General features: G+C 61.4%; 18 protein-coding genes. 12 read left to right on the top strand and 6 right to left on the bottom strand.

Going from position 1 to position 25,142, the window contains the following annotated elements:
* Positions 1-223 precede the first annotated feature (223 nt).
* The 4 genes from B5526_RS20905 (at position 224) to B5526_RS20890 (ending at position 4,471) form a co-directional block, all read left to right on the top strand.
* Complete coding sequence (locus B5526_RS20905) at positions 224-2,671, top strand: adenylate/guanylate cyclase domain-containing protein (RefSeq protein ID WP_079541164.1); 2,448 nt, start codon at positions 224-226, stop codon at positions 2,669-2,671.
* A 687-nt stretch (positions 2,672-3,358) separates the two neighbouring features.
* Entirely contained in the window at positions 3,359-3,823 is a 465-nt protein-coding gene (locus tag B5526_RS37805; RefSeq protein WP_154071371.1) for a hypothetical protein, read from the top strand.
* 32 nt (positions 3,824-3,855) lie between these two features.
* Positions 3,856-4,089: a hypothetical protein gene (locus B5526_RS20895; protein ID WP_079541159.1), complete on the top strand. Its 234-nt coding sequence runs from the start codon at positions 3,856-3,858 to the stop codon at positions 4,087-4,089.
* Positions 4,090-4,243: 154 nt separating this feature from the next.
* Positions 4,244-4,471 carry a hypothetical protein gene (locus tag B5526_RS20890; protein WP_079541157.1) on the top strand — a complete coding sequence of 76 codons (228 nt, stop codon included), beginning with the start codon at positions 4,244-4,246 and terminating at the stop codon, positions 4,469-4,471.
* A 6-nt stretch (positions 4,472-4,477) separates the two neighbouring features.
* Here B5526_RS20890 and B5526_RS20885 read toward each other — a convergent pair whose 3' ends face one another.
* The 3 genes from B5526_RS20885 to B5526_RS20875 all read right to left on the bottom strand — a co-directional run bounded on the left by B5526_RS20885 (position 4,478) and on the right by B5526_RS20875 (position 9,732).
* Complete coding sequence (locus B5526_RS20885; RefSeq protein WP_079541155.1) at positions 4,478-5,389, bottom strand: HNH endonuclease; 912 nt, start codon at positions 5,387-5,389, stop codon at positions 4,478-4,480.
* A 210-nt stretch (positions 5,390-5,599) separates the two neighbouring features.
* Positions 5,600-6,145, bottom strand: a complete 546-nt coding sequence (locus tag B5526_RS20880) for a T4SS efffector SepA family protein (protein WP_154071370.1) — start codon at positions 6,143-6,145, stop codon at positions 5,600-5,602.
* Between the two features lie 185 nt (positions 6,146-6,330).
* Positions 6,331-9,732 (bottom strand): type ISP restriction/modification enzyme, encoded by a 3,402-nt coding sequence (locus B5526_RS20875; RefSeq protein WP_197688358.1) that lies wholly within the window; start codon positions 9,730-9,732, stop codon positions 6,331-6,333.
* Between the two features lie 227 nt (positions 9,733-9,959).
* Here B5526_RS20875 and B5526_RS20870 point away from each other — a divergent pair, with 227 nt between their 5' ends.
* Complete coding sequence (locus B5526_RS20870; protein ID WP_244562014.1) at positions 9,960-10,862, top strand: efflux RND transporter periplasmic adaptor subunit; 903 nt, start codon at positions 9,960-9,962, stop codon at positions 10,860-10,862.
* A gap of 395 nt (positions 10,863-11,257) precedes the next feature.
* Here B5526_RS20870 and B5526_RS20865 read toward each other — a convergent pair whose 3' ends face one another.
* Positions 11,258-12,118 (bottom strand): caspase family protein, encoded by an 861-nt coding sequence (locus B5526_RS20865; RefSeq protein ID WP_079541151.1) that lies wholly within the window; start codon positions 12,116-12,118, stop codon positions 11,258-11,260.
* 628 nt (positions 12,119-12,746) lie between these two features.
* Between B5526_RS20865 and B5526_RS20860 the strand changes: the two genes are divergently transcribed.
* The 7 genes from B5526_RS20860 (at position 12,747) to B5526_RS20830 (ending at position 22,165) form a co-directional block, all read left to right on the top strand.
* Positions 12,747-14,477, top strand: a complete 1,731-nt coding sequence (locus tag B5526_RS20860; protein WP_079541148.1) for a hypothetical protein — start codon at positions 12,747-12,749, stop codon at positions 14,475-14,477.
* Between the two features lie 252 nt (positions 14,478-14,729).
* On the top strand, positions 14,730-15,455 hold the full coding sequence (locus tag B5526_RS20855) for a thermonuclease family protein (protein ID WP_079541146.1): 726 nt from the start codon (positions 14,730-14,732) through the stop codon (positions 15,453-15,455).
* A 161-nt stretch (positions 15,456-15,616) separates the two neighbouring features.
* Positions 15,617-16,456, top strand: a complete 840-nt coding sequence (locus tag B5526_RS20850) for an LssY C-terminal domain-containing protein (RefSeq protein ID WP_433994591.1) — start codon at positions 15,617-15,619, stop codon at positions 16,454-16,456.
* A gap of 265 nt (positions 16,457-16,721) precedes the next feature.
* Complete coding sequence (locus tag B5526_RS20845; RefSeq protein ID WP_079541144.1) at positions 16,722-17,909, top strand: pyridoxal-phosphate-dependent aminotransferase family protein; 1,188 nt, start codon at positions 16,722-16,724, stop codon at positions 17,907-17,909.
* A gap of 258 nt (positions 17,910-18,167) precedes the next feature.
* A complete protein-coding gene (locus B5526_RS20840; RefSeq protein WP_079541142.1) occupies positions 18,168-19,229 on the top strand; it encodes an ABC transporter ATP-binding protein in 1,062 nt (353 codons plus the stop codon).
* 17 nt (positions 19,230-19,246) lie between these two features.
* Positions 19,247-20,314, top strand: a complete 1,068-nt coding sequence (locus B5526_RS20835; protein WP_079545149.1) for an ABC transporter substrate-binding protein — start codon at positions 19,247-19,249, stop codon at positions 20,312-20,314.
* A gap of 132 nt (positions 20,315-20,446) precedes the next feature.
* The gene (locus tag B5526_RS20830; protein ID WP_079541140.1) at positions 20,447-22,165 is read left to right on the top strand and encodes an ABC transporter permease; all 1,719 of its coding nucleotides are present in this window, start codon (positions 20,447-20,449) and stop codon (positions 22,163-22,165) included.
* 30 nt (positions 22,166-22,195) lie between these two features.
* On the opposite strand, the gene B5526_RS20825 is transcribed toward B5526_RS20830, so the two are convergent.
* Complete coding sequence (locus tag B5526_RS20825; RefSeq protein ID WP_079541138.1) at positions 22,196-23,776, bottom strand: DHA2 family efflux MFS transporter permease subunit; 1,581 nt, start codon at positions 23,774-23,776, stop codon at positions 22,196-22,198.
* Complete coding sequence (locus tag B5526_RS20820; protein WP_079541136.1) at positions 23,773-25,098, bottom strand: HlyD family secretion protein; 1,326 nt, start codon at positions 25,096-25,098, stop codon at positions 23,773-23,775. Before B5526_RS20820 ends, B5526_RS20825 begins: the two co-directional genes overlap by 4 nt.
* Between the last annotated feature and the right edge of the window lie 44 nt (positions 25,099-25,142).

Here is a 25,142-nt window from a genome sequence, read left to right as displayed (position 1 = left end):
TTCTTCCCCCTCTCCCGCTTGCGGGGGAGGGTTGGGGTGGGGGATTTCGCCGCGCCTTATTACCCCTCCCTGCCCATAATCCGGGCTAACCATGCGGGTGGAGGGCCGGTAACACCGCGCAAACTGTGCTAAATAGGCCGCAGATGAACGCGGCCCGCCCCCATTAGGGGCGCCGCCGGTGCGGTTGCGCCTACCCGTTGGGGTTGAGCGCACGAGGGTCCGGATGATCGGCGTCAAGGACAAGATCTGGTTTCTCCGCGAAGGCCTGTTCGCCAAATACGTCATCTCGCTGGTGGGCCTGGTGGTATTCGTGCTGGCCGTGAACGGCGCGGTGGAAACCTGGATCAATTACCGGGCGACCCGGACCACACTGATCGACGGCTTGGGCGAGAAGGCGGAGGCGACCGCGAAGCGGATCGAGCAATCGATCGCCGACCTCGAACGCCAGATCAGCTGGGTCACCCACGCCTCCTCGCAGACGCTGGAACAGCACCGCGCCGACTACGCGCAGCTGCTCAACCAGGTCCCCGCCGTCTCCCAGCTGTCCCTGCTCGGCGGCAACGGCCGCGAATTGCTGCGGCTGTCGCGCACCCAGATGTTGGTCGGCAGCCAGGCCGATTTTTCCCGCGACGTGCGCTTCACCGAAACCGTCACGCGCGGCGTCAGTTTTGCCCCCGCCTATTTCAGGGGCAGCAACCCCTATATGTCGATCGCGGTGGCGCATTCCGGCTTCAATGCGGGCGTGACGGTGGCCGATATCGATTTGCGGTTCCTGTCGGACTTTTTGGGCGACGCCCAGGTCGGCAAGACCGCTTACGCCTATGTGACGGACTCGCGCGGCGAGGTGCTGGCCACCTCGGCCAAGGGTCCCGACATCGGCAAGGACCTCTCCAGCCTGCCGCAGGTCGCTCCCCTGATGACGCCGGAGGGCGCGCCGCTGGCGTCCGGCACCGATTCCGACGGGCACGCGGTGTTCACCGCGGCCTCCGCCGTGCCGAAACTCGGCTGGTTCGTGTTCTTCGAACAGCCGACGGCGCAGGCGCTGACCCCGATCCGCGACCAGCTGGTGCGCATCGCGCTGTTGATCGGCCTCGGCCTCGTGGTCGCGATCCTCGCCGGCACGCTTCTCGCGCGGCGCATGCTGATCCCGATCACGGCGCTCCGTACAGGCGCCCGGCGGCTCGGCGCCGGCGATTTCAGCCATCGCATCGACGTGCACACCAAGGACGAGCTGGAAGAGCTCGCCAACCAATTCAACAGCATGGCCGGGCAATTGCACGAGACCTATACCGACCTCGAATCCAAGGTCGAGGCGCGCACGCGTGATCTGGCGCAGTCGATCAACGAGCTCAAGGTGCTGGAAGAAGTCGGCCGCGCGGTCGCCTCCTCGCTCGATCTCAACGCCGTGCTGCCCACGGTCGCCGCCCGCGCGCTCGAAATCACCCATGCCGACGCGGTCTTGATCTATGGCTATGACGCGGCAAAACATCAGTTCAACCTCGCAGAAGCGATCGGCATCGATCGCTCTGCCGATGGCGCGCATCTGGCGATCGACGAAGCGGGAAGCGTGCTCGGCCAGGCCGCCGCCAAAAGCGAGCCGGTCGCGATCGCAAATCTTGCCGATGCCAAGGATCATATTTTGCGCGACGTCGCGGTCGCGGCCGGTTTCCATTCGGTGCTGGTGGTGCCGCTGGTCGACCAGACCGGCACGCTGGGTTCGCTGGTGGTGCTGCGCAAAAACGCCGGCGAATTCTCGCCGAATCTGATCGGGCTGATGCGGACCTTTGCGCACCAATCGGTGCTCGCGATGCGCAACGCGCGGCTGTTCACGGAAGTCGACCAGAAAGGCCGCGAGCTTTCGTCGGCGCATTCGACCGTGCAGCAGCAGGCGACAAAACTCGAGGCGCAGACCGAGCAGTTGAAAAACTGGAACAAGTCGCTCGAGGAGCGGGTGGAAAAACAGCTCGGCGAGATCGAGCGCATCCGCCGGCTGGAGCGTTTCCTGCCGCCGCAGGTGGCGCAATTGATTGCGTCCTCCGACGGCCATGATTCGCTGCTCGACAGCCACCGCCGTGAAGTCACCGTGGTGTTCTGCGATCTGCGCGGCTTTACGGCTTTTACCGAGGCGACCGAGCCGGAAGAGGCGATGAACGTGCTGCGCGAATATCATGCGGCACTGGGAGAGCTGATCTTCCGCTACGAGGGCACGCTCGATCGCTATGCCGGCGATGGCGTGATGATCCTGTTCAACGCGCCGATAAAGTTTGCCGATCACACCAAGCGCGCGGTGAAGATGGCGGTCGAGATGCGCGATACGATCGGCGTCTTGACGCAGAAATGGCGCAACCGCGGCCACTCGCTCGGCTTCGGCGTCGGCATCGCGCTGGGGTATGCGACGCTTGGCCAGATCGGTTTCGAGCAGCGGCTCGAATACGCCGCGATCGGCAGCGTCACCAACCTGGCGTCGCGCCTGTGCGATGAGGCAAAGGCCGACCAGATTGTTGTCTCCAGGCGCGTCTACGGCATGGTCGAGCAATGGGTCGACGGCAAGCCGCTGGATGACCTGCAGCTGAAGGGATTCAATCATCCGGTGCTGGCGGTCGAGATTTTGCGCTGGCGCGAGGAGGCCGACGCGGTGGATCTGGCCGCGGCGCGGAGAAGGAAGCAGTAGGGCTCCGGTCACCTCGCCCCGCTTGCGGGGAGAGGTCGCCGCGCGCTTCGCGCGGCGGGTGAGGGGGACTCACCGCGCATGCTTCAGCTTCGGTATTCGCGGATAGAGGCCCCTCACCCCGACCCTCTCCCCGCGAAGGGCGGGGCGAGGGAGAAGGCGCCGCTGCGCCTCAACGCAAATTCGTTCCGGATTCAATTTTCAAACAGCCCGACGGTCTCTCCACCGTCATTGCGAGCGAAGCGAAGCAATCCAGCTTTGGCGCCGCGGTAAGGAAGATGGATTGCTTCGCTTCGCTCGCAATGACGAGGAGACACATGGCGATGACGGCTAGACACACGGCTAGACACACGGCCAGACACACGTCCGCGCCCCGCGGCGCGAGCGCGCCCGGGCGTGTGACAGAAATCTCGCCCCGAAAAATCAGAGGGCGCAGGGAATGCCGGGTGCCGGCTGCACCCGCAGCCTCGTGTGCAGTGTAGTAAGCACACGAGTATTCACCACAGGTTCAGCCAGACGACCCGGCATTCCCTACGCAATGGTTTTAACGGCTTATGTCGTGCTCTCCCCGGTGATCGGGCTTTCTTGTCACCGTCGCCCCGCGGAAAAATGGTTTTGCAAGACCCGGTCGGGCCCGCAACACCTCCGCAAGGACTTGACGCCGGCGTCGAGGCGTCAGGACCACACGATTTGGCCGTACGTGATAGCATCGTTCGTCCGTGCGCTGCCGATCGCTCACGGGTGATAAAACCCGCCCTGCGAAAAGCATTTGCGCAACCGACGCTGCCGCGTCCACCGCATCCCGTTCCCAACGTCCGTGACGATCATGAGCCGCCCCTCCAGGGGAACGAGACGGCGGGGGATATAGAGGTGATTTGGGTGGGGCGAGAAGGGATTTGTTTTTGCAACGACGACTGGACGACCCAAATCAGCTTGATTTGGTTCACGAAATTAAATTTTTCGCGCATCGGATTTTGCCGCCTCGTCACGCGCCCGCGCGCCAACGCGCCGCCCTCCTCGCTTGATCTTGATGCAAGCGGCATCAAAACGCCTTCGTCTGTTCAGAACGTAACCGAGGGCCGGCGTGGCGCGCGAAAGCGCCGACGTCCCATGTCGAAGCGCGCCGGAACTGCATCGGGGATTTTTCGTGTTTGACCCGCATCCACCAACCAGCAAGAGATGATCTCATGATGAAGACCAGACTGCTCCTCGGCGCGCTCGCCATCGCCGGCCTCCTCGGCTCAACCTTCGCTGCCGACGCGAAGCCGAACCACCACAGCAAACACCCCTCCTCCACGACGACCGGCGCCACCATGAAGCAGGACGGCGGCACGAAGCCGGACAGCGCGGCGCCCGCCAATCCCTCCGGCGGAACGCCGACGGGGGCCGGGTCGGGCAAGACGCCCGGCGCGGGGAATTGATGCGGGGGATGAGATTGCGTGAGACGAACTGGAGCCCCGCCTTGGCGGGGCTCTATTCTTTTGCGCGACACTTGATTGCAACAGTGCCGTAAAGCCTTGGTGCGAGGGCAGGCGCGGCCTTCCATTCCGGTCCGAACACCGCATATAATTGGCCATGACAAAACTCCTGGAAAAAGCCCTCGAAGCGGTGCGCCGGTTGCCTCCCGGCAGCCAGGATGAAATCGCGCGCGCGATGCTTACCTTGGCCGGCGACGAGGAGGAGCCGGAGGCCATCGATCCGGCACATCTGCCCAGCGTGCTGGAGGGCCTCGCTCAAGCCAAGCGCCGCCAGTTCGCCACCGATGAAGACGTCGAAGCCGCGTTTCGCCGCTTCGATCAATGAAGCTTTTCAAGTTGAGCTGAATGCTTCGCGATGTCTCGCGACATAGCTGCGATGTGGCCACAGCCTTGGATCGTCCGGGAGATGGATACGGTCCAAATGCTTGGAAAAAAGACTGCGCAATTCGGCCGGCACCTTATTGTGCGAAACCAATAGCCCATAATCATCGGTTAGTGAAATGAGATGACGATCGAAAAGCCAATGCGCTGTTCCCGACAGCGCCAAGCCGTTCTGAACAACGTCCGGACCGCCGGAGGCTACTGACCAAATATGCGCGGCTTGGACTTCGGCCTTTCCGCCGCCGTTCACAATCCGAAGTCCTGTCACGGCGCACCGGTTATCGTAAGCTTCGCAAACATGACGGCGGAAGCTAGCTTCGCGGATTTTTCGGTTGACAAGAATTTGCTCTATTCGCCTCTCCTGCTCCGCGGGCGGCGCTCCGAGCAAGTCTAAAGTCTCCTCGTCAAATTGATAAGGATCAAGCTCAGGACGGACTGCGTTGGCGGGCCCAATCGTCTCGCCGAGACCAGCGCGTACGATCTCCTCAAAATCCGCATCAGAAACAATTCGGATCGACTTGCCCTGCAGATAGGCTCCTACGCGGCTCGGATTGCTGATTTCGCGCAAGGCGGCCTCGGCGTAGGCGCCGTTGTTAGCAAATGGCACCGGCCGATCGAACGGTAGATACTCGTCGACAAGGGCATAGGAATAGCCGGCACGGAGCGGATCGGCCTCTATCCGTTGCACCCTGGCAACGGCGATGTAGGCACGGCGGCCGCCGTTTCGCTGCGGCTCTCGATAAACAATCCAATCGCCGATCAGTTGCTGGGCCACAGTCCGGTACTGAGGAGGGAAGTGGTAGCGGCGCACGATTTCGTCGTCGTAACCAGAGTTCGCTTTTGTATCGAAGATTCCCTTCACGTCCCTGCCCGTCTAACGTCGAATTGAGTTAGGTTCGAAGTGCCTTGGATTTCATTGCTCCGCTGAGCACTCAGCACTTCCTTCCGCTTGCAACGTTTTGACACGGTTTAGTGTTTCTCTTCTAACTTTGCCCTACGGTAGAGCGGCTGGCTCGCCAGCAAAAGAAAAGAGCGGCACGTCTGCCGCCCTGATTTTAGAATTGTCATTCGATTATTCGAACGTAACAGCGAACTTGCCAATTGCGCCAGGCGTTGCGGCCTTGGGATTATCCTGCCAGGCGAAGATGACTTCCAAGGGCATTTTGAGGGCCTGTAGAACGTTATAAGTCGTTTTCCAAGCGTTGTTGGCGTCTTGGCCTTGAATGGAAACGCCCACCTCATCGACGTACTTGTATCCATTGTCTTCCTTTTTCCCTGTCACCTTGTTGCAGAGGATCAGGTTGCGGGCCTGTTCCTTCGTCATGTGCTTCACAGTTTCGCGGATGACAATGAACATCAGCGGATTCCAGTAAGCTTCAGCGGGGGAAAGGCGCTTACCCTTCCACACGACCGATTTGACGGTGGTGTAGGCAAGGTTGGGGGGTGAGGCGGGGTTAAAGATGCGCTCGGCGGAGGTGGGTTCGTTGGTCTTCGCCTTCAGCATGTCGATTGCATCGAGCCCTTTCAAAATCACTGAGTCCATCGTATCGACCAGGGGTTCTGCGTAAGCTTTCATGCGTTCAATGGTTGAGGTTTCAAGTGTGACTTGCGGCATCATAGTAGGCTCCTGTGCGGCGCCCGGAAGCGGGCGTCAACATAGGTGCCACGCTATAGCGCCTAGTACATCATCTATTAGGCCTAATAGTATCACGTTTCCGTGATAATTCCTATAGCGTATAATCTTAGCGAGCTCAACAATGTCCTCCCTAAATATCGAAGTCAGCGCGAATTGAGCTCGCTACGCTAATCGACATTCGCGGCCGGGAGAAAAGCATCATCTCTTGCAACGACGTAGTTTGAGTCCAGTTCGTCCGCCATCAAAATGATCGAAGCTAGTCGCCGGACAATTGCCGTAACTTCTCGAGCCTCATCCTTTGTGAGTGGGCGTCCAAGCACCGATTCCTCACGATACGAGAGCCACTTTTTCACCACTTGATATCCGCCGATTCGATATTCCCAGACGCTGGATGGGACCGCTAGCCAAGTTGCCACGTCATTCAACATAATATCGATGGGTGCGCCGAGTGCCTCGACGTCGGTCTTACTGAGCGTCGAAGACTGCTGGGGATCATAGGAGCCTTTTCTGGTTCGTCCCGCTCCCGGCATGATGATCCCCTTAGTTGTGCGATGTCCCCAACCGGCGGAGAGGCTGAGGTCCACCGGTTTCAAGGCTTTTCCGTCGACTCGCGAAAGTGCGCCGAGGCCGACCAGCCGCGAATCAATTGTGCCGCTCGTAACTCCCGCAACCTGGAGATCTGGGTCGAGAAGCGCGCCGATCCGCTGTCCTAATGCTGCAGAACTCTGCAAGGTCGAAAGGTCGCTTGGCAAAGGAACACGCGGCCAATCTGTGAGAACGCCATCCCGATGCTCCTTGAGATACTGTGGAGAAAAGAAGATAGCTAAGGCATGATACCAAACGAGCTTCGCGCTTGCCGGATCGCTATCAGGCTCGCAGCAACCGATTGCCCGCAAGTATTTCCTAGCCGAGGAGGAAAGATTGGCTTTCTGTTCGGCGGCGAAGAGTCCGCTATCAACATGATGTTCAACCATGAGAGGAATAGCTACAACGTTCGGGCGTAGCAGATGGTAGTCGGGCAAGGACGCCGTAAGCATGGCAGGAACTCCCTCATCCGGACGCTCTGCTGACATCCGGACCACTAGGAATTGGTTGCCTGAGAACGCGTTCGAGACTAGTTGAGGCCGCGCCCTGTTCCACAACGTAGGGACCGCGCTCCAATATGCCCAGCGATTGTCCATCGGATAAAGACTGTAACGCCGAATATTGGAGGCACTGAACGGCTCTTTGGAGAGAAGGCGAGTGCGCGACGTTTCGGCGTCAAAGGCTCCTGCATCGCGTATCGGCCCGCTGGCAGTTGCGACGACCTCAGCCCACGATTTTTTAGGGTTGAGGTAATTCGAAATACTGGCTTCAAGCTCTGCTCGACCATGTGCAAGGAGAGCTCCGAATCTCATTTCCTGTAGTCCGGCAATCGGAGACAACTCAGCTAGTTCTGTGACCTTTGGCCAGGACCTGTAGGTGTCCGAAACATCCTGAGGTCTAAGAGAGAATCGATTTTCCTCGTTAGGCTGCGCCTGAAGATAGGAAGATTCGAGGTCCGTCGCGGTGAGGCTATTAAGCAAATCCTCGCGTTTGGATTTGCCCCAAAAATCTCGGTAGCTAACTGCTTTGGCTGGGCTGTGCGCAAGCTTGCGGGTGAAGAGACCAATGGACGTCCCGAGACGGATGCCAGCGGGGTTGTAGCTCGTCGAAAAGACAGAAGGATCGGGTTCGCCGGTCGGCGTCTTCTTACCTGTCTCGCGACTATCGCCATTCAGGCAATCAATCCAGACCTTATCGAAGTCATTCAGCAAACGCTGACGCATAACAACAAAAGATGGGTCAGACAGGTACGAAAAGCTTGAGATGTAGCAGACAACGCCCTGTTTCGTGCCCTCCGCAATGCGGCGCTGAGAGACGCGCATGAAGCGCACGTAAAGCTCGTCGAGATTGAATTTTTTTATGCCCCACTTCTTAATCAAGCCGTCTTTGTAAGGCTCGACGAGGCCCTGTTCTTCCTCGGGACTTGTGCCGGAGAATGCGTTGTATGGTGGATTTCCCAAGACTACGAGCAACGGCACATCGCGTTTTACATGCTCCGCAGCATCGCGTTCCTGCTCCAGTTCAGGAAACAGCGGTAGATTCGCTTTCGGTCCCTTTGGCGGCTCCCATCCGGTCAGCGAATTAGTGAGGTAGATGGATGCCCGCTCTCCGTGCGCGGCGTCAAGCGGAGCGCCGATCTGTGCTAGGTAGTTGCCGACCTGCCAGTGAGCAACAACAAACGGAGCAGACAATAACTCGAAGCCAAATACACGGTCTCGTGCCGCCTGCTTAATATCATCTGCGAGAAGCGCGTCCTCACCCTGAGCACGAAGGGTCTTCTCGATCCGCTTTAGGACCGCAACTACATAGGTGCCCGTCCCGCAGCAGGGATCGAGCACGTAGACGTCTTTGTCGGCGAGGCCATTGGGCCGCCCCAATTCAGTGCGGAGGACATGATCCACGCGCTCCACCATGTAGGTAACGATTTCGTTGGGCGTATACCAAACGCCTAGACTCTTTCTGAGTTCTGGATCGAACGCTTGCAGGAAAGGCTCATAGAAATGTTGTACTGCTTCGCCTGTATCGAAGGTTTTAAAAAAGGCTTTCTGGTCGACCCGATTGAGTGCTTCAGCAGTCCGATCAAGTATTGGAATGAGGCCAAGTGCGCCAAGCTTGCTTGGCGTGGCGATTTGCTCAAATAGCGCTTTCACCATCGGCACGGTCAAAGTATAGGCGGCGGCCCTCCAATCAAAGCGGTTGATACTTTGCTTGACGTACACAACCCAGGCCGAGAACACTCCATAGAAAAGCGTCTGGATGAGGGTGGATTTAAAGAAGTGATCTCCTTCCTCACCTTCAAATTTGATTCCGAGCGCGGTTTCCAAAGCCTTGCGCAAGGGATCAAGCGTTCCGGAACCCTTAGCATTGAGAGTTTGTAAAGCGTCTCTCGCATAGGAGGCGAGAAACCAGGCGACATCCTGAGCTTTCACCAAAGGCGCCGCGGTCATCATGACGCGCCGCAGGAATTCTTCGAAATGAACGGCGTGCTCAGCCACAGCAAGCGCGGGATTCGCCGTCATACTCCAAAAAGAGGGCTCATCAATCGCTAGGACATAGTGCTCAAGCTCCGTTGCTTTTCCATTTTCATCCTCGCCAATAAGCCGAAACTCCCGGTAGTTGGTCACGAGCACCAAGTGGTAATGTCCAAAATATTTTGTCGCCTGCGCACTCTTGGCCGTTTGCCAATTCTTGTCGGCGAGGCCCTTCACCTCAATGACTCCACGCTCAGGAATTTGAGCGGGGCGCGGCTCGCCACCCTGCAGTTGGGTTTTCGTATAGAGGCCAAAGTCTGGGTTTCCGGCACCTTGATTACGGAGCTGGCCGTTGCAGATAACTCGAGGGCGGAGGTCCTTGCCGAAATGGTTCAAAAGGTTTTCGAGGGCGCTGTAATAGGATGTTTCTTTGGTGGCCCCGCCGGTCCCGCGTATCTCGGCCATGCGCACGAGGTACTCGCGGATGTAATCTGCAGCTTTAGGTTTATTCATGCCCCAGTATGCCGTGATTTGCAGATGTAGGACTAGGCCTTGATTTCAAATGACGACCTGAAAGCCTAACCTAGCCGAACTATCCTTTGCCTGCTCCAGCTTGGTCAGACCTTTAAATTCTCTGGTCAAAATTCACCCTGAAATCTGCTATCACGTCCCCAATTTCCATTGTCGCTTGGCTCCAGAGCCAGCCTTCTGATATCGATAACCTCGAAAACGAGAATGGGATGCCGATGAATCCTTTCGCCTCGCTGAGGCTTTCGCGCACCTTACTCGCGCCCGCCGCCGCAGCCCTCCTCACCCTCCTCCCCCACCCCACCTTCGCCGCCGACGACCCCGACGCCCCCAAGGGCGCGGCGGTCACCGTGCTCAAAGCCGCAAAATCCTGCTTCAACGACATCGTCGAGGTGTCGGGCATCGTGCTGGCGCGGGAGGAGACGGCGGTGCGCCCCGAACGGCCGGGGTTGAAGGTGGCTGAAATCCTGGCGGATGCCGGGGATACGGTGACCGCCGGCCAGACGCTCGCCCGGCTGACGCTGCCCGAAGGCGGCATGCAGGTGGTGCAGGCGCCGGTGGCAGGCCTGATCTCGAATTCGTCCGCGGTGATCGGGGCGCAGGCCTCGGGGCGCGGGGAAGCGCTGTTTTCCATCATCGCGCGCAGCGAATTCGATCTCATCGGCCTGGTGCCGACCGCGGATCTTGCAAAACTCCAAGTCAACCAGCCGGCGCGGGTCAAGGTGGTCGGCGGGCCCGAGGTGGCGGGGCGGGTGCGGCGGGTGGCGCCGACGGTGCAGCCCGACAGCCAGCTCGGCCAGGTCTTCATCGCGCTGACGGCGAACCAGCGGCTATTGGTCAATTCCTCCGGCCGCGCGGGGATCACGACCGGGCAGAGCTGCGGCGTGTCGGTGCCGCTCACCGCCGTGCTCTATGGCTCGGCCGGCACCGTGGTCCAGGTGGTGCGGCGCGGGCGGATCGAGACGCGGCGGGTCGCGGTCGGGCTGATGCTCAACGGCCAGGTCGAAATCAAGGAAGGCCTGCAGGAAGGCGACATCGTGGTGGCGCGCGCCGGCGCGCTGCTGCGCGAGGGGGATCCGGTAAGGGCGTTGACGGCAGCTGCGGATGCGAAGTGAGGTCTCCCTCGCCCCGCTCTTCGCGGGGTCGAGACGAGCGAAGCTCGCTCTGAGAGGGTTGGGGTGAGGGGCTGTCTCCGCAAATTCCGAAGATGAAGAGTGCGCGGAGAGTCCCCCTCACCCGGATCGCATCTGCGATGCGATCCGACCTCTCCCCGCAAGCGGGGAGAGGTGACTAACCACAAGGCGTGTGCGAAGCGCGCTGATCTTTTTCTTCTCCCTCGCCCCGCTCTTGCGGGGAGAGGGTTGGGGTGAGGGGCTGCTTCCGCAAATTCTGGAGATGAAGTCCTCGCGGTGAGTCCCCCTCACCCGCCCGACTTCGCTACGCTTCGCCGGGCGACCTCTCCCCGCAGGCGGGGCGAGGTGCAGCGCGCAAGCGGCTCGAGGATTAGCCCTTACCCGCCGGCGCTTTCGCCGCCGAGGCGGACGTCTTCCAAGAGCGAGGACGAGACGGAGGGGACCTGCTCGCCGTCGGAGGCGCGCGAGATCGCGACGCGGGTTTTGTTGAAGACGGTCTCGGCGCCCGTGGCCTGCGCGTTCAGATTGGCCAAAAGCTCGGTCATCAGCACGCTGTGGCGGCCCTTGCCGTCGTCGGCGACCTTGCCGGGGGTGGCCGAGGTCAGGATCAACGCGTTGTCGGGGGCCGCGATCGGGGCCAGCCCATGGGAGAAGGCGCGGAAGCGGCGCTCATAGGGGTTGCGCCTAGAGGCATCGATCACGACGAGTTTTGCCCTCGCGCCCTGCTCCTTCATCATGTCGAGCACGGATTCGATGCTGACGCCCTGGCGGCGCACATCGGTCTCCTTCCAGATCGTGGCATCGACCGGGATCATAAAGCTTTCGCGGCCGACCTGGACGCCATAGCCGCCGAAGAACAGCATGACCACGGAATCGGGACGGATCTTGGCCTTCATCCGCTCGACCGCGCGGGCCATGTCGTCCCTGGAAGCATCCTCGACGACGTCGACGTCAAAGCCGTTATGACGAAGTGCGGCCGTCAGCGCGCGGGCGTCGTTGATCGGCTGGGCCAGGGGATCGGACGCGTCGGGATAATTGCCGTTGCCGATCACGAGTGCGATCTTCGAGGCATGCTTGCCGGCGGCAAACGTGCTCTGCTCGGTCTCGATCGCCTTGGCGGCATCCAGCGCGCGCATGTTGAGCGCAGCATGGGCGCCAATCGCCAGCGACACCATGCCGACCAAGGCGGCGGCCATAGCGATCGAGCGGCGGGAAATGCGTAACTGGCCTACATTCATGGCGTTTCGTTCCTGGTCAATCGACGTCGTCATTTTTTTGGGGCACGCCTTTTTAGTCGCGCCTGCGCCGTTTAGGTTTTAGGGAGTAAGGGACGGTTTGCCGTCCAATTGCGCTCAATTTGCGGCACCGCAGCAGCGAAGTCTTTAGCCCGCTGGGGCGTATGGGGCAACCTCATTGACATATTCTAAAGACGCATTTTGAGCGATTGGGCCTTGCCGGCCACACCTCGAGTTCCCTTTTAAAATCGGGCCTTATGTCCCGTTTTAACCCCTGCGTGCCGCTTGCGTTCCGAATGCCCAGACTGGCGCGAAATGCCGCGTCGCCGCTGTGACTTTCGTCACATTTGTGTTTCCCGGGGTTTCGTGTAGTTTTTCAAGCACTTGCATGGTTCGGGGAGGAAGGCGGCGCTAGGGCATTTTCCGGTTCAGTTGGGCCTTCATGGTTCGAGACGCGCGGCGATGCCGCGCTCCTCACCATGAGGGTCTAAGACCTCATCCTGAGGAGCCCGGCGTAGCCCAGAGGGCGAAGACGGGCGTCTCGAAGGATGAAGCCGCGGGACCGGAAGATGCTTCAGCACTGGTCTTTGAAGGGAACGCGCGGGTCTGCCCGCTGCGGATGAGAAATTTCATGAGTTTTCAGCATGTTGCCGGTGCCGCCTACCGCGCATTGACGGCCCGGAAGGACGGGGTGTCGCTGTATGACCTCTGCGATCCCCTGCTCAGGCACGCACCCGGCGGCGACCCGCATTTGGCCAAATTCTACAGGACCGCGCTCGGCAATCCGCCGTTGCGGGCGCTCTTGTGCCGGACCGGCCTGAAAGAGCTATCCGAGGCGCCGCGCCTGCAACGCCTGCGCGGCGCGCTGATCGCCGCGCGCGACGACGAGACCCCGGACTGGGCCGCGATCGGCCAGCCGGTCGCCGAACTGCTCGACACCATTGACCTCAAGCATCCAAAGCCCGCCCCCGCGCCGGCGCCGGCGCGCGGGCCCGAGCTTGCCGAGATCGAGGCCGTGATCCGGACCTGCGGCGCGCATCTCTTACGCTCGTTCGGCAACAACGGGTTCATCCCGACCTACGCCGCCTTCAACCTGATTGGCGACGCCGATCTGCGTGGCCGCGAATTCCTGATGGCGCTGACCGGGCTGAACTCGCGCGGCTACAAGAACTCGACATTATTGTTCAACCTCGCCCGCATCTTCATCGCGCGCTCGCCGGCCCGCGCCCTGATCAACCCGCCCTGGCGAGGCATCGCCGAGCCGATGTGGGAGCCGATGCAGATCCGCCACCGCTCGGCCTATTACGACGCCTTCTTCACCGAGGCATTGCTGAGTTTTATGGAAACCGGACTGGCCTCGCCGGATCAGGCCGCGGCGTCGCGCCGGGCGGTCAGCGAGATGGTCGAGTTTTGCCTGAGCACCAGCCGCGAGGAGGTGCGCGCGCAGGATGGCTCGCCGTTTTCCGTCATCACCGCGCTGGCGCCCCTGCCGCATCCGCGCTTCTCGCGCTTCTTCGCCCAGATCAAGCAGGATCTGGGTTTTGGGATCTATGTGCCGGATTGCGATACGACCGCGTGCGCGTTTTCGGCCGCGACCCAGGCGGGCTCGGACGATCCGATCCTGGAGCAGCCGCTACTGGATTTTTATGCCGGCTACCAGGTCCGCGGCGGCGCCAACGAGCCGCTCGTGACCGTGCCGCTCAACGACAACATCGATTACGAAGGCGGCGTCGTCACCTGGATCGATAATTTCGCCGGCGAGCGGCCGTTCGGCAACGATCTCGATCCGACGCTCAATCTCGATATTCTGGAAGTGAGCTTCCGCAATCTGGTGCGCTGGAAGATCATCGAGACGCCGCAGCGGCTCGACACGGTTCAGCGCATCATCGGCTTCCAGAAGAAGCTCGCGGCAAGCGGCGCGTTCTGCGATCCCCGCGCCCACATCTATTATCTGCCCGAGCTCTATTGCGCCTATTTTGGCCGATGCTATGCGGCGTACCTCGCGCTGCCGCTCGCCGCCCGACGCGCGATCGACCCCGACGGCGCGTTCGATTTCATCCGCGAACGCGTGCTGGCCTATGTGCAGGGTGTGCTGATCACGGGCGAGATGAACGCGTTCGACGCGGCGCTGGCGCTGATCGCGCTCGGCCATCTCGGGGCGGATGTCGCGACCTTCACGCCGGCGCTGCATTGTATCGTCGCGCACGCCGGCGAAGGCGGCCGCCGTGGCCCGTTCAAGGCCTATGAATGGAACAAGATGAAGACCCCGACCCGCATCCTCGTCGGCGGCCCCGAGGTGACGTCGGCCTTCGTGCTGATGGGGCTCGCGCTGGCGCGCAAGGCGATGCTGCGGGAGGCGTGAGGTTTTGCCCTTCCTTCTCCCTCGCCCCGCTCTTCGCGGGGAGAGGGTTGGGGTGAGGGGCCGCCTCCGCAAATTCTGAAGCTGAAGTCCGCGCGGTGAGTCCCCCTCACCCGGAGACTTCGTCTCCGACCTCTCCCCGCAAGCGGGGCGAGGTAAGAAAGTCGTTTCTCGCGTTAAGTTGAGCACCTAAAGCTGGCACGGCGGCGCGATCCGCCGCACAATGGCGCCATTGCACCTGGAAAATCGGTTCTCATGTTGAAGAATTTCCTGATCGCGCTGTTTGTCGTCCTGCTGCCGGCGATAGCGGACGCCGCCGACATCACCGGCGTCGCAAAAGTCCGCGGCGGCGATCAGGTCCAGATCGGCTCGAGCCGGATTCGTCTGGGCGGCATCGATGCGCCGGAGGTGGATCAGCTTTGCCTCAACAATTCCGGCGAGCGCTGGACCTGTGGGGTTGCCGCGCGCGATGAGCTGATAAAACATACCGAGAACAAGGTCTGGACCTGTCACGTGCGCCAGACCGACCGCCGCGGCCGGCAGGTTTCGCGCTGCGAGGTCGACGGCGAGGACATCCAGAAATGGTTGGTGCGAAGCGGCTGGGCGCTGTCCTACACGCGGTTCTCACACGACTATGACGAGGACGAAAAGGCCGCGCGCGAGGCCAAGGCCGGGATGTGGCAGGGCGCCTTCATCGCGCCGTGGGACTGGCGTGTCCGCAACAAGAAGACCGCGATTTTGGGCGCGGTCAAACCGCCGCCGAATGCGCACGCGATCCTGCTCGCATCCGCCTCCGGATCGGTGGCGCCCTCGCCCGATTGCACCATCAAGGGCAATGTCAACGGCTCCGGTGAATGCATCTATCACACGCCGACCAGCCGCTGGTATGCGCGGATCAAGATGGAGATCGCAAAAGGCACGCGCTGGTTCTGCTCGACCGAAGAGGCCGAAGCAGCCGGCTGCCGCGAGACGAAGCGGTAGTTCTGCTCCTCAGACCTCATCCTGAGGAGCTTGCGAAGCAAGCGTCTCGAAGGATGGCCGCAACGCATGGACTCGTGGCCATCCTTCGAGACGCGCGCAAGTGCGCGCTCCTCAGGATGAGGTCGGTGTGTGCGGCAGGCTCTAGGCGGAGCGCACGCGACGTGGCTGAACTCTACGACGATATCGAATCGCAGCCGCCGCCGGATCGTTCGCGGCTGGAGCGCTTTCTGCTCGCCGCGCTCGCGGTCGTGCTGGCCTATACGGCGCTGGCCTATCTCGTGCTGCCGGTGATCTGGAGCCATTACGAGCATCAGAGAGACCTCGCCCGGATTCCGATGGTGACGCGCACCGCGCAGGGCATTCCCGGCGATCCCATCAATATCGGTCTGGTCGGCGACAACAAGGATTTGCTCTGCGCCATTGCGGCCGCCGGCTGGTATCCCGCCGATCCGGTGACGCTGAAATCCTCGATCGAAATCGCCGGCAGCGTGCTGATGGACCGCCCCTACCGCGACGCGCCGGTGAGCCCGTTGTTCTATCTCGGCCGCCGCGAAGATCTCGCCTTCGAAAAGCCCGACGGCAACAGCGCCGACCGCCGCCACCATGTCCGGTTCTGGAAGGTCTTGGACCAGGGCGAGGAGAAGCGCCCGGTGTGGCTGGGAGCGGCGACCCACGACCGCGGCGTCGGCATCAGCCACTACACCGGCGCCATCACCCATCATATCGACGCCGACCTCGACGCCGAGCGCGCGTTGCTCACCGCCGATCTGGAAGGCGCTGGCATGGTCAGTGCAAAATACCAGGTCACGGGCGTCGGGCTGACCTTGACCGGGCGGAACGGCGGCGGCGATCTCTATTACACCGACGGCGAGGTGTGGATCTTGCGCCTGGTCGAGGCGTGCCAAAAGCGCACCGGCCCGATCGCGGTGATCCCGAGCCCGCCGGCGACGGAGATGAAGGATGAAATCTGGAAAGGGATTGCCGAGGCGCTGGGGAAATGAACATCGTCATTCCGGGATGGTGCGTTAGCACCAGACCTCAGATGCGCAATTGCGCATCGGGGAATCTCGAGATTCCGGGTTCGATGCTACGCATCGCCCCGGAATGACGAATTGTGGATTGCTTCGCGGAGCCTGTCATCGGGCGCGCATTCGCGCGACCCGGTGGCTCGCAATGACGGCTTCTATCGCATATCTTGGCTTGAATTTCCTACGATTCCCCTGCATCCCTTCCCTCAAGAGAGCCCACCAATAAGGAACAACAAAAATGGTCGTTCGCGCCGGCCGGGAATTCCTGGCGATCCCCGGGCCCACCACCATGCCCGACGAAGTGTTGCAGGCGATGCATCGCCCGGCGCTGGACATCTATTCCGACCAGATGGTCAATTTGACCGACAGCCTGCTGCGCGATCTCTCCGATTTGTTCGCCACCAAAGGTCGTTCCTACATCTACATCGCCAACGGCCACGGCGCCTGGGAGGCGGTGCTCTCCAACGTGCTGTCGCGCGGCGACAAGGTGTTAGTCCTTGAAAGCGGCCGCTTTGCCATTGGCTGGGGCAACGCTGCGGCGGCGATGGGCGCCGAGGTCGAAGTGCTGAAAGGCGACTGGCGCCGCGCGATCCGCCCAAGCGAGGTCGAAGAACGCCTGCGGCAGGACAAGGACCACAAGATAAAAGCGATCCTCGCGGTCCAGGTCGATACCGCGTCCGGCGCCTATAACGACATTGAAGCCATCGGCAAGGCGATCAAGGCGGCCGGTCATCCGGCGCTGTTCATGGTCGATGCGGTGGCATCTCTCGGCTGCATGCCGTTCGAGATGGACGCCTGGGGCATCGATGTCGCGATGTCCGGCTCGCAGAAAGGCCTGATGACGCCGCCAGGCCTGGGTTTCGTCGCCGTCAACGACCGCGCCCGCGAGGTGCACAAGAAAGCCGATCTGCGCACGCCCTATTGGGACTGGACCGAGCGCGACGGCGCCGAGCACTACCGGAAATATTCCGGCACCGCGCCCGTGCATCTATTGTTCGCGCTGCGCCAGGCGATCGACATGATCTTCGAGGAAAAGCTCGAAAACGTCTTCATCCGCCATCGCCTCTTGGCCGAAGCCGTGCGCCGCGCGGTCGCCGTGTGGGCTGAGGGCCAGGTGCTCGGCTTCAACATCGCGGAAGCGGCCGAGCGGTCCGACACGGTCACCACGGTCATGATGGGAAATGGCCACGACCCGGCGGCGCTGCATCGCTATTGCAAGGAGAAATGCGGCGTGGTGCTCGGCGTCGGCATCGGCGAATTGCAGGGCCAGGCGTTCCGCATCGCCCATATGGGCCACGTCAATGCGCCGATGATTTTGGGCACGCTCGGCGTCATCGAAGTCGGCCTCAACGCGCTCGCGATCCCGCACGGCAAGGGCGGCGTCGAGGCCGCGATCGAGTGGCTGGGGGAGAGTGTGAGTGCTTAACCGTCATTGCGAGCGTAGCGAAGCAATCCATATCGCCACCAAGAAAGTGTGGATTGCTTCGTCGCTTCGCTCCTCGCAATGACGAAAATGCCTGTGGTTCTGGTCCCTGCTTCGGCAGGGACGACGATTGTTGAGCGCCCGGGGCTTTTCCGCGCGTCATCTTTCGTGCTTATATTGATCTAGCGATAAATTAAAAAGGCCGACAACGGCGCGCGCGTATTCCGCATACGCGAGAAGAAAAAGTGGGGAGTGATCTAATTGGCGTCCGTTGAATTGCGCGGCCTGACCAAGCGATTTGGCTCGCTTGCGGTGGTCGATCAGGTCTCGCTGCGGATCGACCACGGGCAGTTGGTATGCCTGCTCGGTCCCTCCGGCTGCGGCAAGACTACGACGTTGCGGCTGATCGCCGGATTCCTGGAGCCCACCGACGGCGAGATCCATGTCGGCGATCGCGTGGTGTCGTCGAAGGCGCGGACCTTGCCGCCCGAGAGCCGCAAGATGTCGATGATCTTTCAGAGCTACGCGCTGTGGCCGCACATGACGGTCACTGAGAACATCGTCTATGGCTTGCGGTTGCGCAAGCTCGACCGCGACACCATCGCGAAGAAGCTTAAGGCGATTCTGGAGACCACAAAGCTCGAAATTCTGGCGCAGCGCTATCCCGGCGAATTGTCGGGCGGCCAGCAGCAGCGCGTGGCGCTGGCGCGCGCCTTGATCGTCGAACCGGAGACGCTGTTGCTCGACGAGCCATTATCAAACCTCGACGCCAATTTGCGCGAGGAGATGCGGTTCGAGATCCGCCGGCTGCACGACCAATACCGCTACACCACGGTCTACGTCACCCACGACCAGTCCGAGGCGATGACCACCGCCGACCTGATCGCGGTGATGAACTCCGGCAAGATCGATCAGCTCGGCACGCCGGAAGATATCTATGACCGGCCGCAATCGGAATTCGTGGCGCGCTTTATCGGCGCCAGCAATGTGATCAAGGGTATCGCCCACGACGAAAATCATGTCGTGTTTTCAGGGACGACGCTGCAGGTGGTGGGCGCGAAGCTCAAGCGGGCTCAGACCAGCGCGGTGGCGATACGCCAGCACGACATCCAGCTTTCGACGCAAGCGCCGCAAACTGCGGGCAACGTTGTCCAGGCCACCGTGATGCGGCAGGTGTTCCTCGGCGCCAGCCGCGATTACATGGTCGAGACATTGGACGGCACCACGTTGCGCGTGATCACCTCGACGGAAAACGCCGTTCCCAGGGGAACTGAAGTGTGGCTCACGTTGCCCGCCGAACGTTGCCGCGCGCTGAGCCGATGAACGACGTGGAGGACGCGATGAACGGAACAGGACTTTCCAGGCGCGACGTTCTTAAAGGCTCAACCGCGCTCGCGTTAGGGGCCGTGTTCGCCTCGCCCGCGCGCGCGGCAGCGCCACCGCCGGAAACCATCACCCCGCAATTGATCGACGCGGCGACCAAGGAAGCCAAGGTGGTGCTGTATTCCTCGATGGATCTGCCGGTCGGCGAGAAGCTCGGCAAGGCGTTCGAGGCAAAATATCCGGGGATTGCCGTGCAGGTCGAGCGCGCCGGCTCGGAGCGGCTGTTTCAGCGGGTCGCGCAGGAATTTGCCTCCGGCATCCGCGCGGTCGACGTCATCAACAGCTCCGATGCCTCGCATTTTATCTCCTGGAAGAGCAATGGCTGGCTGGCGCCGTTCGTCACCGAGGATATCGCGCAGCATTTTCTTCCCGATTATCGCGACCCCGACGGGATGTTCGCGACCACGCGGATCTGGCTGTCGTCGATCGCCTACAACACCAATCTGGTGAAGCCTGAGGACGCGCCGAAGAGTTTTGCCGATCTACTCGACCCGAAATGGGCCGGCAAGATGGTCAAGGGACATCCGGCCTATAGCGGCACCATCATGACCGCGACTTTCCAGATGGTGCGCGAGCTCGGCTGGGATTATTTTGAGAAGCTCGCAAAACAGCGGGTGATGCAGGTGCAGTCCTCGACCGACCCGCCAAAAAAATTGTCGCTCGGCGAGCGCGCGGTGATGGCCGACGGCAATGAATACGGCATCGTGCTCTTGAAGGAAGCCGGCCAGCCGGTCGAGCCGGTATATCCGACCGAAGGCACGCCGACGATTTCGGGCCCGACCGGAATTTTTGCAACCGCCCCGCATCCCAACGCCGCGCGATTGTTCCAGGCCTGGCTGCACACCCGCGAGACGCAACAATTCTTCATCGACTTCACCGCGCAATATTCGGTTCACGCGCAGGTGCAGTCGAAGCCGGGGCGCCGAAAAATCTCCGACATCAAATTGATGAAGGAGGACGCAGCAGGGGTGGAGAAGATGACGGATGAGATCAAGAGCCGTTATGCGAAGCTGTTTAAGGTTTGACCTCTACCCTCATGGTGAGGAGGCGCGTTAGCGCCGTCTCGAACCATGAGGCCACAATGCGGCTTTCATCCTTCGAGACGCGGCGAAGACGCCGCTCCTCAGGATGAGGGAAACACCTGACTCGTGGACCATATGACCACCACCGCAGACATCGACGGCACGCGCGGCAAAGTCGACTGGACAAAACCGGTGTTGTTTCTGTTCGCGGCCTGCCTGGTCGCTCTGATCGTGCTGCCGATGTCGTGGCTCGCGGTCTATGCCTTTACCGACAAAGCCCGCCACATAACGCTGCAGAATTTCGTCACGCTGTTCACCGATCCGGATTTCCTCGATCCGCTGCTGACCACCGCCATCATCGCGACCACTTCCGCCACCCTCTGCTGCCTGGTCGCGGCGCCGTTTGCGTGGCTGGTGTCGCGCACCGACATGCCGGGGCGGCAGTTCATCCGGGCACTGGTGACGGCGTCCTTCGTGACGCCGCCGTTTCTCGGCGCGGTCGCGTGGGAATTGCTGGCGGCGCCCAACAGCGGGTTGCTCAACCAGCTCTATCGTTTTGTGACGGCTGCGGAATCCGATGATCATTTGTTCAACATCTATTCGCTGACCGGAATCATTTTTGTCATCTCCTGTTACACGTTTCCGTTCGTGTTCGTTCTGGTCGCCAACGCGCTCGACAACATGCCGGGCGAACTCGAGGATGCCTCCGCCATTCTCGGCGGCAGGGCCTGGACCACGGCGCGCCGGGTCACGATTCCCCTGGCGCTGCCAGCGCTGGTTGCCGGCGCGCTGATCGCGTTTCTGCAGGCGATGACGCTGTTCGGCTCACCGGCGATCCTGGCGCTGCCGGCCGGCTTTCACACCATGACCACGAAAATCTGGAGCCTGTTCCAGTACCCGCCAAAACTCGAGCTTGCCGCCGCCGCCGCGGTGCCACTGCTGCTGCTGACCATCCTGTTGCTGCAGGCGCAAAAATTCATCCTCGGCCGCCGCGGCTTTTCGGTCGTGGGCGGCAAATATGGCGCGCCGCGCCGCGTCGAGATGAAAGGGTGGCGCTGGGCGGCGCTGGCGTTTTGTCTCGTGGTGCTGCTCAACCCGGTTTTCCTGCCGTATTTTGCTCTGCTCAATGCCGCGTTCTCGCCGAACGCGACAACGCTCGTGACGCCCGCGACCTTGACGCTGCACAACATCGTGTTCGTGTTTACCGAACTGTCCTCGACGCAGCTTGCGCTGAAAAACACCGTGATTCTCGGCACCGCGACCGCGACCATCGGCACGGTACTCGCGCTCGTGATCGCCTATGTCACCACGCGCCGCGTGATCGCAGGCCATCGCGTGCTCGGCTTTCTCGCGACCGCGCCTGTCGCCGTGCCCGGGATCGTGCTCGGCGTCGGGCTGTTCTTGAGTTATACGCGGCCGCCCTTCGTGCTGTACGGCACGCTGTGGATCCTCCTGATCGCGTTCCTCACCATCAACCTGCCGTCGGCCTATCAGCAATTGCAGGCGGCGTTTTCAACCATCCACCCCGAGCTCGAGGACGCCAGCCGCATCCTCGGCGCGACGCGGCTGCAGTCGCTGCGCCAGATCACCGCGCCGTTGCTGCGCACCGGTGTGATTGCGACCTGGTGCTTTATCTTTATCGGCGTGATGCGCGAACTTTCAGCGGCGATCATCCTGTTCACCTCGCAGACCAAGGTGATTTCGGTGTTGATTTACGATTTGAACGAAAGCGGCGATCTCGCCGCGATTTCGGTTTTGGGCATCGCGATGCTGGTCATTACTTTCGCAGTGGTGCTGGCCGTCAACCGGATTCCGGTGTTCGGGGCCAGCGCCGAGGCAAGGTTGCGGAATTAGGAACCGGTCGGGGGCCGCACTGGATCGATGTTAGTGTCCAACATGGACTGCCCCTCCCAGCTTCACTTTGCGCAAGAGCAGCGCGAGGGGTATCGCCGCCGCCGAGACAAGCATCAGCGTCCAAAACACATCTATGTAGGCTAGCAACGACGCTTGTGCCTGGACCTGCTGGCCAATCCAGGCGATGGCTTGTTGCTGGGCTTGCGCTATTGAGCTGCCCTGGGCGGCAAAATAATGCGTCAGCTGCTGCATCGTCTGCTGGTACGAAATGCCCGAAGGGATGGCGTATGCGGCGAGGGAGCTCTGATGAAACTGCGCGCGGTGCGCGAGCACGTTCGAGGCGAGCGACACGCCAATCGAGCCACCGGTATTGCGTGCCGCATTGAGCAACGCGGAGGCCAGGTCGGTCTTGTGCTGGGGAATGCCATCATAGGAAGCGGCCATGATCGGGACGAATATCAGTGGCAGTCCGACACTCGTCAGCATGCGTGCCTTCACGAAGAACCAGAAACCCATATCGGGGTTGATATTGGTCATAACGTACATGGAGGCTGCGATGACGGTAGCTCCGATGGCTATCAGGTATTTGGGCTGGACCCGGCTCGACAGCTGACCCGTGACGAACATCATCACCAACGTCACGACACCGCCTGGCGATAGGACAAGGCCGGCCCATGTCGCTGTATAGCCGAAATCCCCCTGCACCAGCTGCGGCAGAAACTGCGTGGTAGCCAACAGGATCGCACCGGTCGCCAGCATCACCAGAAAGCATGATGCGAACTGACGGGTGGCCATCATCCTGAGGTCGACGACAGCATTCCGGCGGCCGGCTTCCCACGGGATCAAAAGCAAGACCGCGAGCGCGGAAATGCATGTGAAGGTGATGATGACATTCGATCCGAACCAGTCGTCCTGCTGCCCCCGGTCCAATACGAATTCGAGAGCGCCCAGGAACGTGGCAACGAGAATAAAGCCACCCCAATCGAGGCGAACACTGCGATCCGGCCGTACCTCCTTCACGAGCATAAAGACGAGTAGCATCGATATTACGCCGACCGGCCCGTTGATCAGGAAGCACGACTGCCAGGAGACATTGTCGGAGAGCCAGCCGCCAAGGGTCGGCCCGACGGCGGGAGCCACGACCACCGCAACACCGAACAGCGCAAAAGCCTGACCGCGCTTCGCCGGCGGAAAGGAATCCGCAAGAATTGACTGCGCCACCGGCACCATACCGCCGCCGCCGAAACCCTGCAGGACGCGAAAGAGAAGGAGCGACTGAAGATTCCACGCCATTCCACAGAGCACCGAGCTCACAGTGAACAAACCGAGGCAGATGAGGAAGAAAGTCTTGCGGCCAAAGCGGTTGGCCAAAAAGCTGGTCGCCGTGACAATAATGGCATTGGCAACGAGATAGGTGGTTACCACCCAGGACGCTTCGTCCTCGCTGACGCCCAGGCCGCCTGCAATGTAGTTCAATGCGACATTGGCGATCGTGGTGTCGAGAACCTCCATGAACGCCGCCAAAGCCACCACGATGGCAATCAACCACGGACTTGCGCCCTTGATAGCGGTGGCTGCTGAACCTGTGCCGATTCCCTCATTGATGCTCATGACTGCCTCCACAGGTAATCGATGGATGAGGCCAGCCGCTCGTACAGCGATGGCTTGAAGTTGATACGCACACTCGGCACCACCGACATGCCCGGGCCCAGCGCAACATCGGTCGGCGGATTGTCGATGATGATTTTGACCGGCACGCGCTGGATGACCTTGACGTAATTTCCCGTCGCGTTTTCCGCCGGAAGCAGCGAGAACGCCGTCCCGGACCCGGGCTGAACGCTCGCAACGTGCCCGCGAATGGCGCGTTTCGGATAAGCATCGATGCGCATCGATGCGGGCTGGCCGGGCCGCATGGAATTGAGTTGAGTCTCCTTGAAGTTCGCCGTAACCCAGATTTCATCCGGAACGAACATGGTAAGGTTGGTGCCCGCCTGGGCGAATTCGCCTGCCGATGCCGTGAGGTTGACCACGCGCCCGGCCTGAGCGGCGGTGACGGTCGTGTAGGACAGATTGAGCTGCGCCTGGTCGCGTTGCGCGACCGCTTGCGCGAGGCTCGCCTCCGCGCTGCTGCGTTGCGCCTTCAAGGACTCGATTTGCCGCTGTGCGACGGTCAGCGCCGCTTGCGCGCTCTTGAGGGCCGCCTGCTGCTGAAGCAGCTGCGAGCTATATTGCTGGGCGTTTTGTACGGTGCCCGCGCCGTTTCGAGCGAGCGTCTCGTAGCGAGCTGATTGTTGTTGCGCAAACACCAGCGTCGCCTGCGCCTGCTCGACCTGCGCCTCGCTCGATTTGATTTGCGCCTGCTGCACGGCAACCTGCGCGTCGATATTCTGGATGGTGGCTTGCGCGGCGGCGACCTGTGCGCTCGCTTGCTCGAGCGCGATGCGATAGTCGCGGTCATCAATACGGGCAATCACGGCCCCCGCCGCGACGTGCTGGTTGTCGGTGACCGGCACTTGCGTGACATAGCCCGTCACTTTCGGGGCGATGGCGATCTGGCGCGCCGCGATGAAGGCATCGTCGGTCGATTCGAAATCGGAAGCGTAGTTCCAGTAGGCATAGCCGGCCCCTACCGCCAGCACCAAGAGGGCCGAGCCAACCAGAGCCGCGATCGGGTGCCGGCGCCGGAAACCCTTGCGGGACTCTCCGCTGCTCACACCGCCTGGCGCGGGCTGATCGTCGGTCTCAGCAGGCAGTTCCGGACTTGGCGGCTCGCCGGCCGGGCGCTCCCGGCTCGACGGAGCCTCCGTTTCAGGCTTCTCCTTCTGGGGCGAACGGTGTGCGAGGGCCTCGTCCGCTGGTCCATCCGGCGAACCCGGAGGGAATCGCGGGCTTTCGACTTCCCGGAGCGTTTGCTCGTCATAGCGTTTCAACATGATGCGTAACTCCTGCGTGAAAGAGCGAAACGGAACTGTTTCGT

Source organism: Bradyrhizobium lablabi (assembly GCF_900141755.1).
GTDB classification, from domain to species: Bacteria; Pseudomonadota; Alphaproteobacteria; order Rhizobiales; family Xanthobacteraceae; genus Bradyrhizobium; species Bradyrhizobium lablabi_A.
This window is presented reverse-complemented; position numbering and strand designations above follow the sequence as displayed.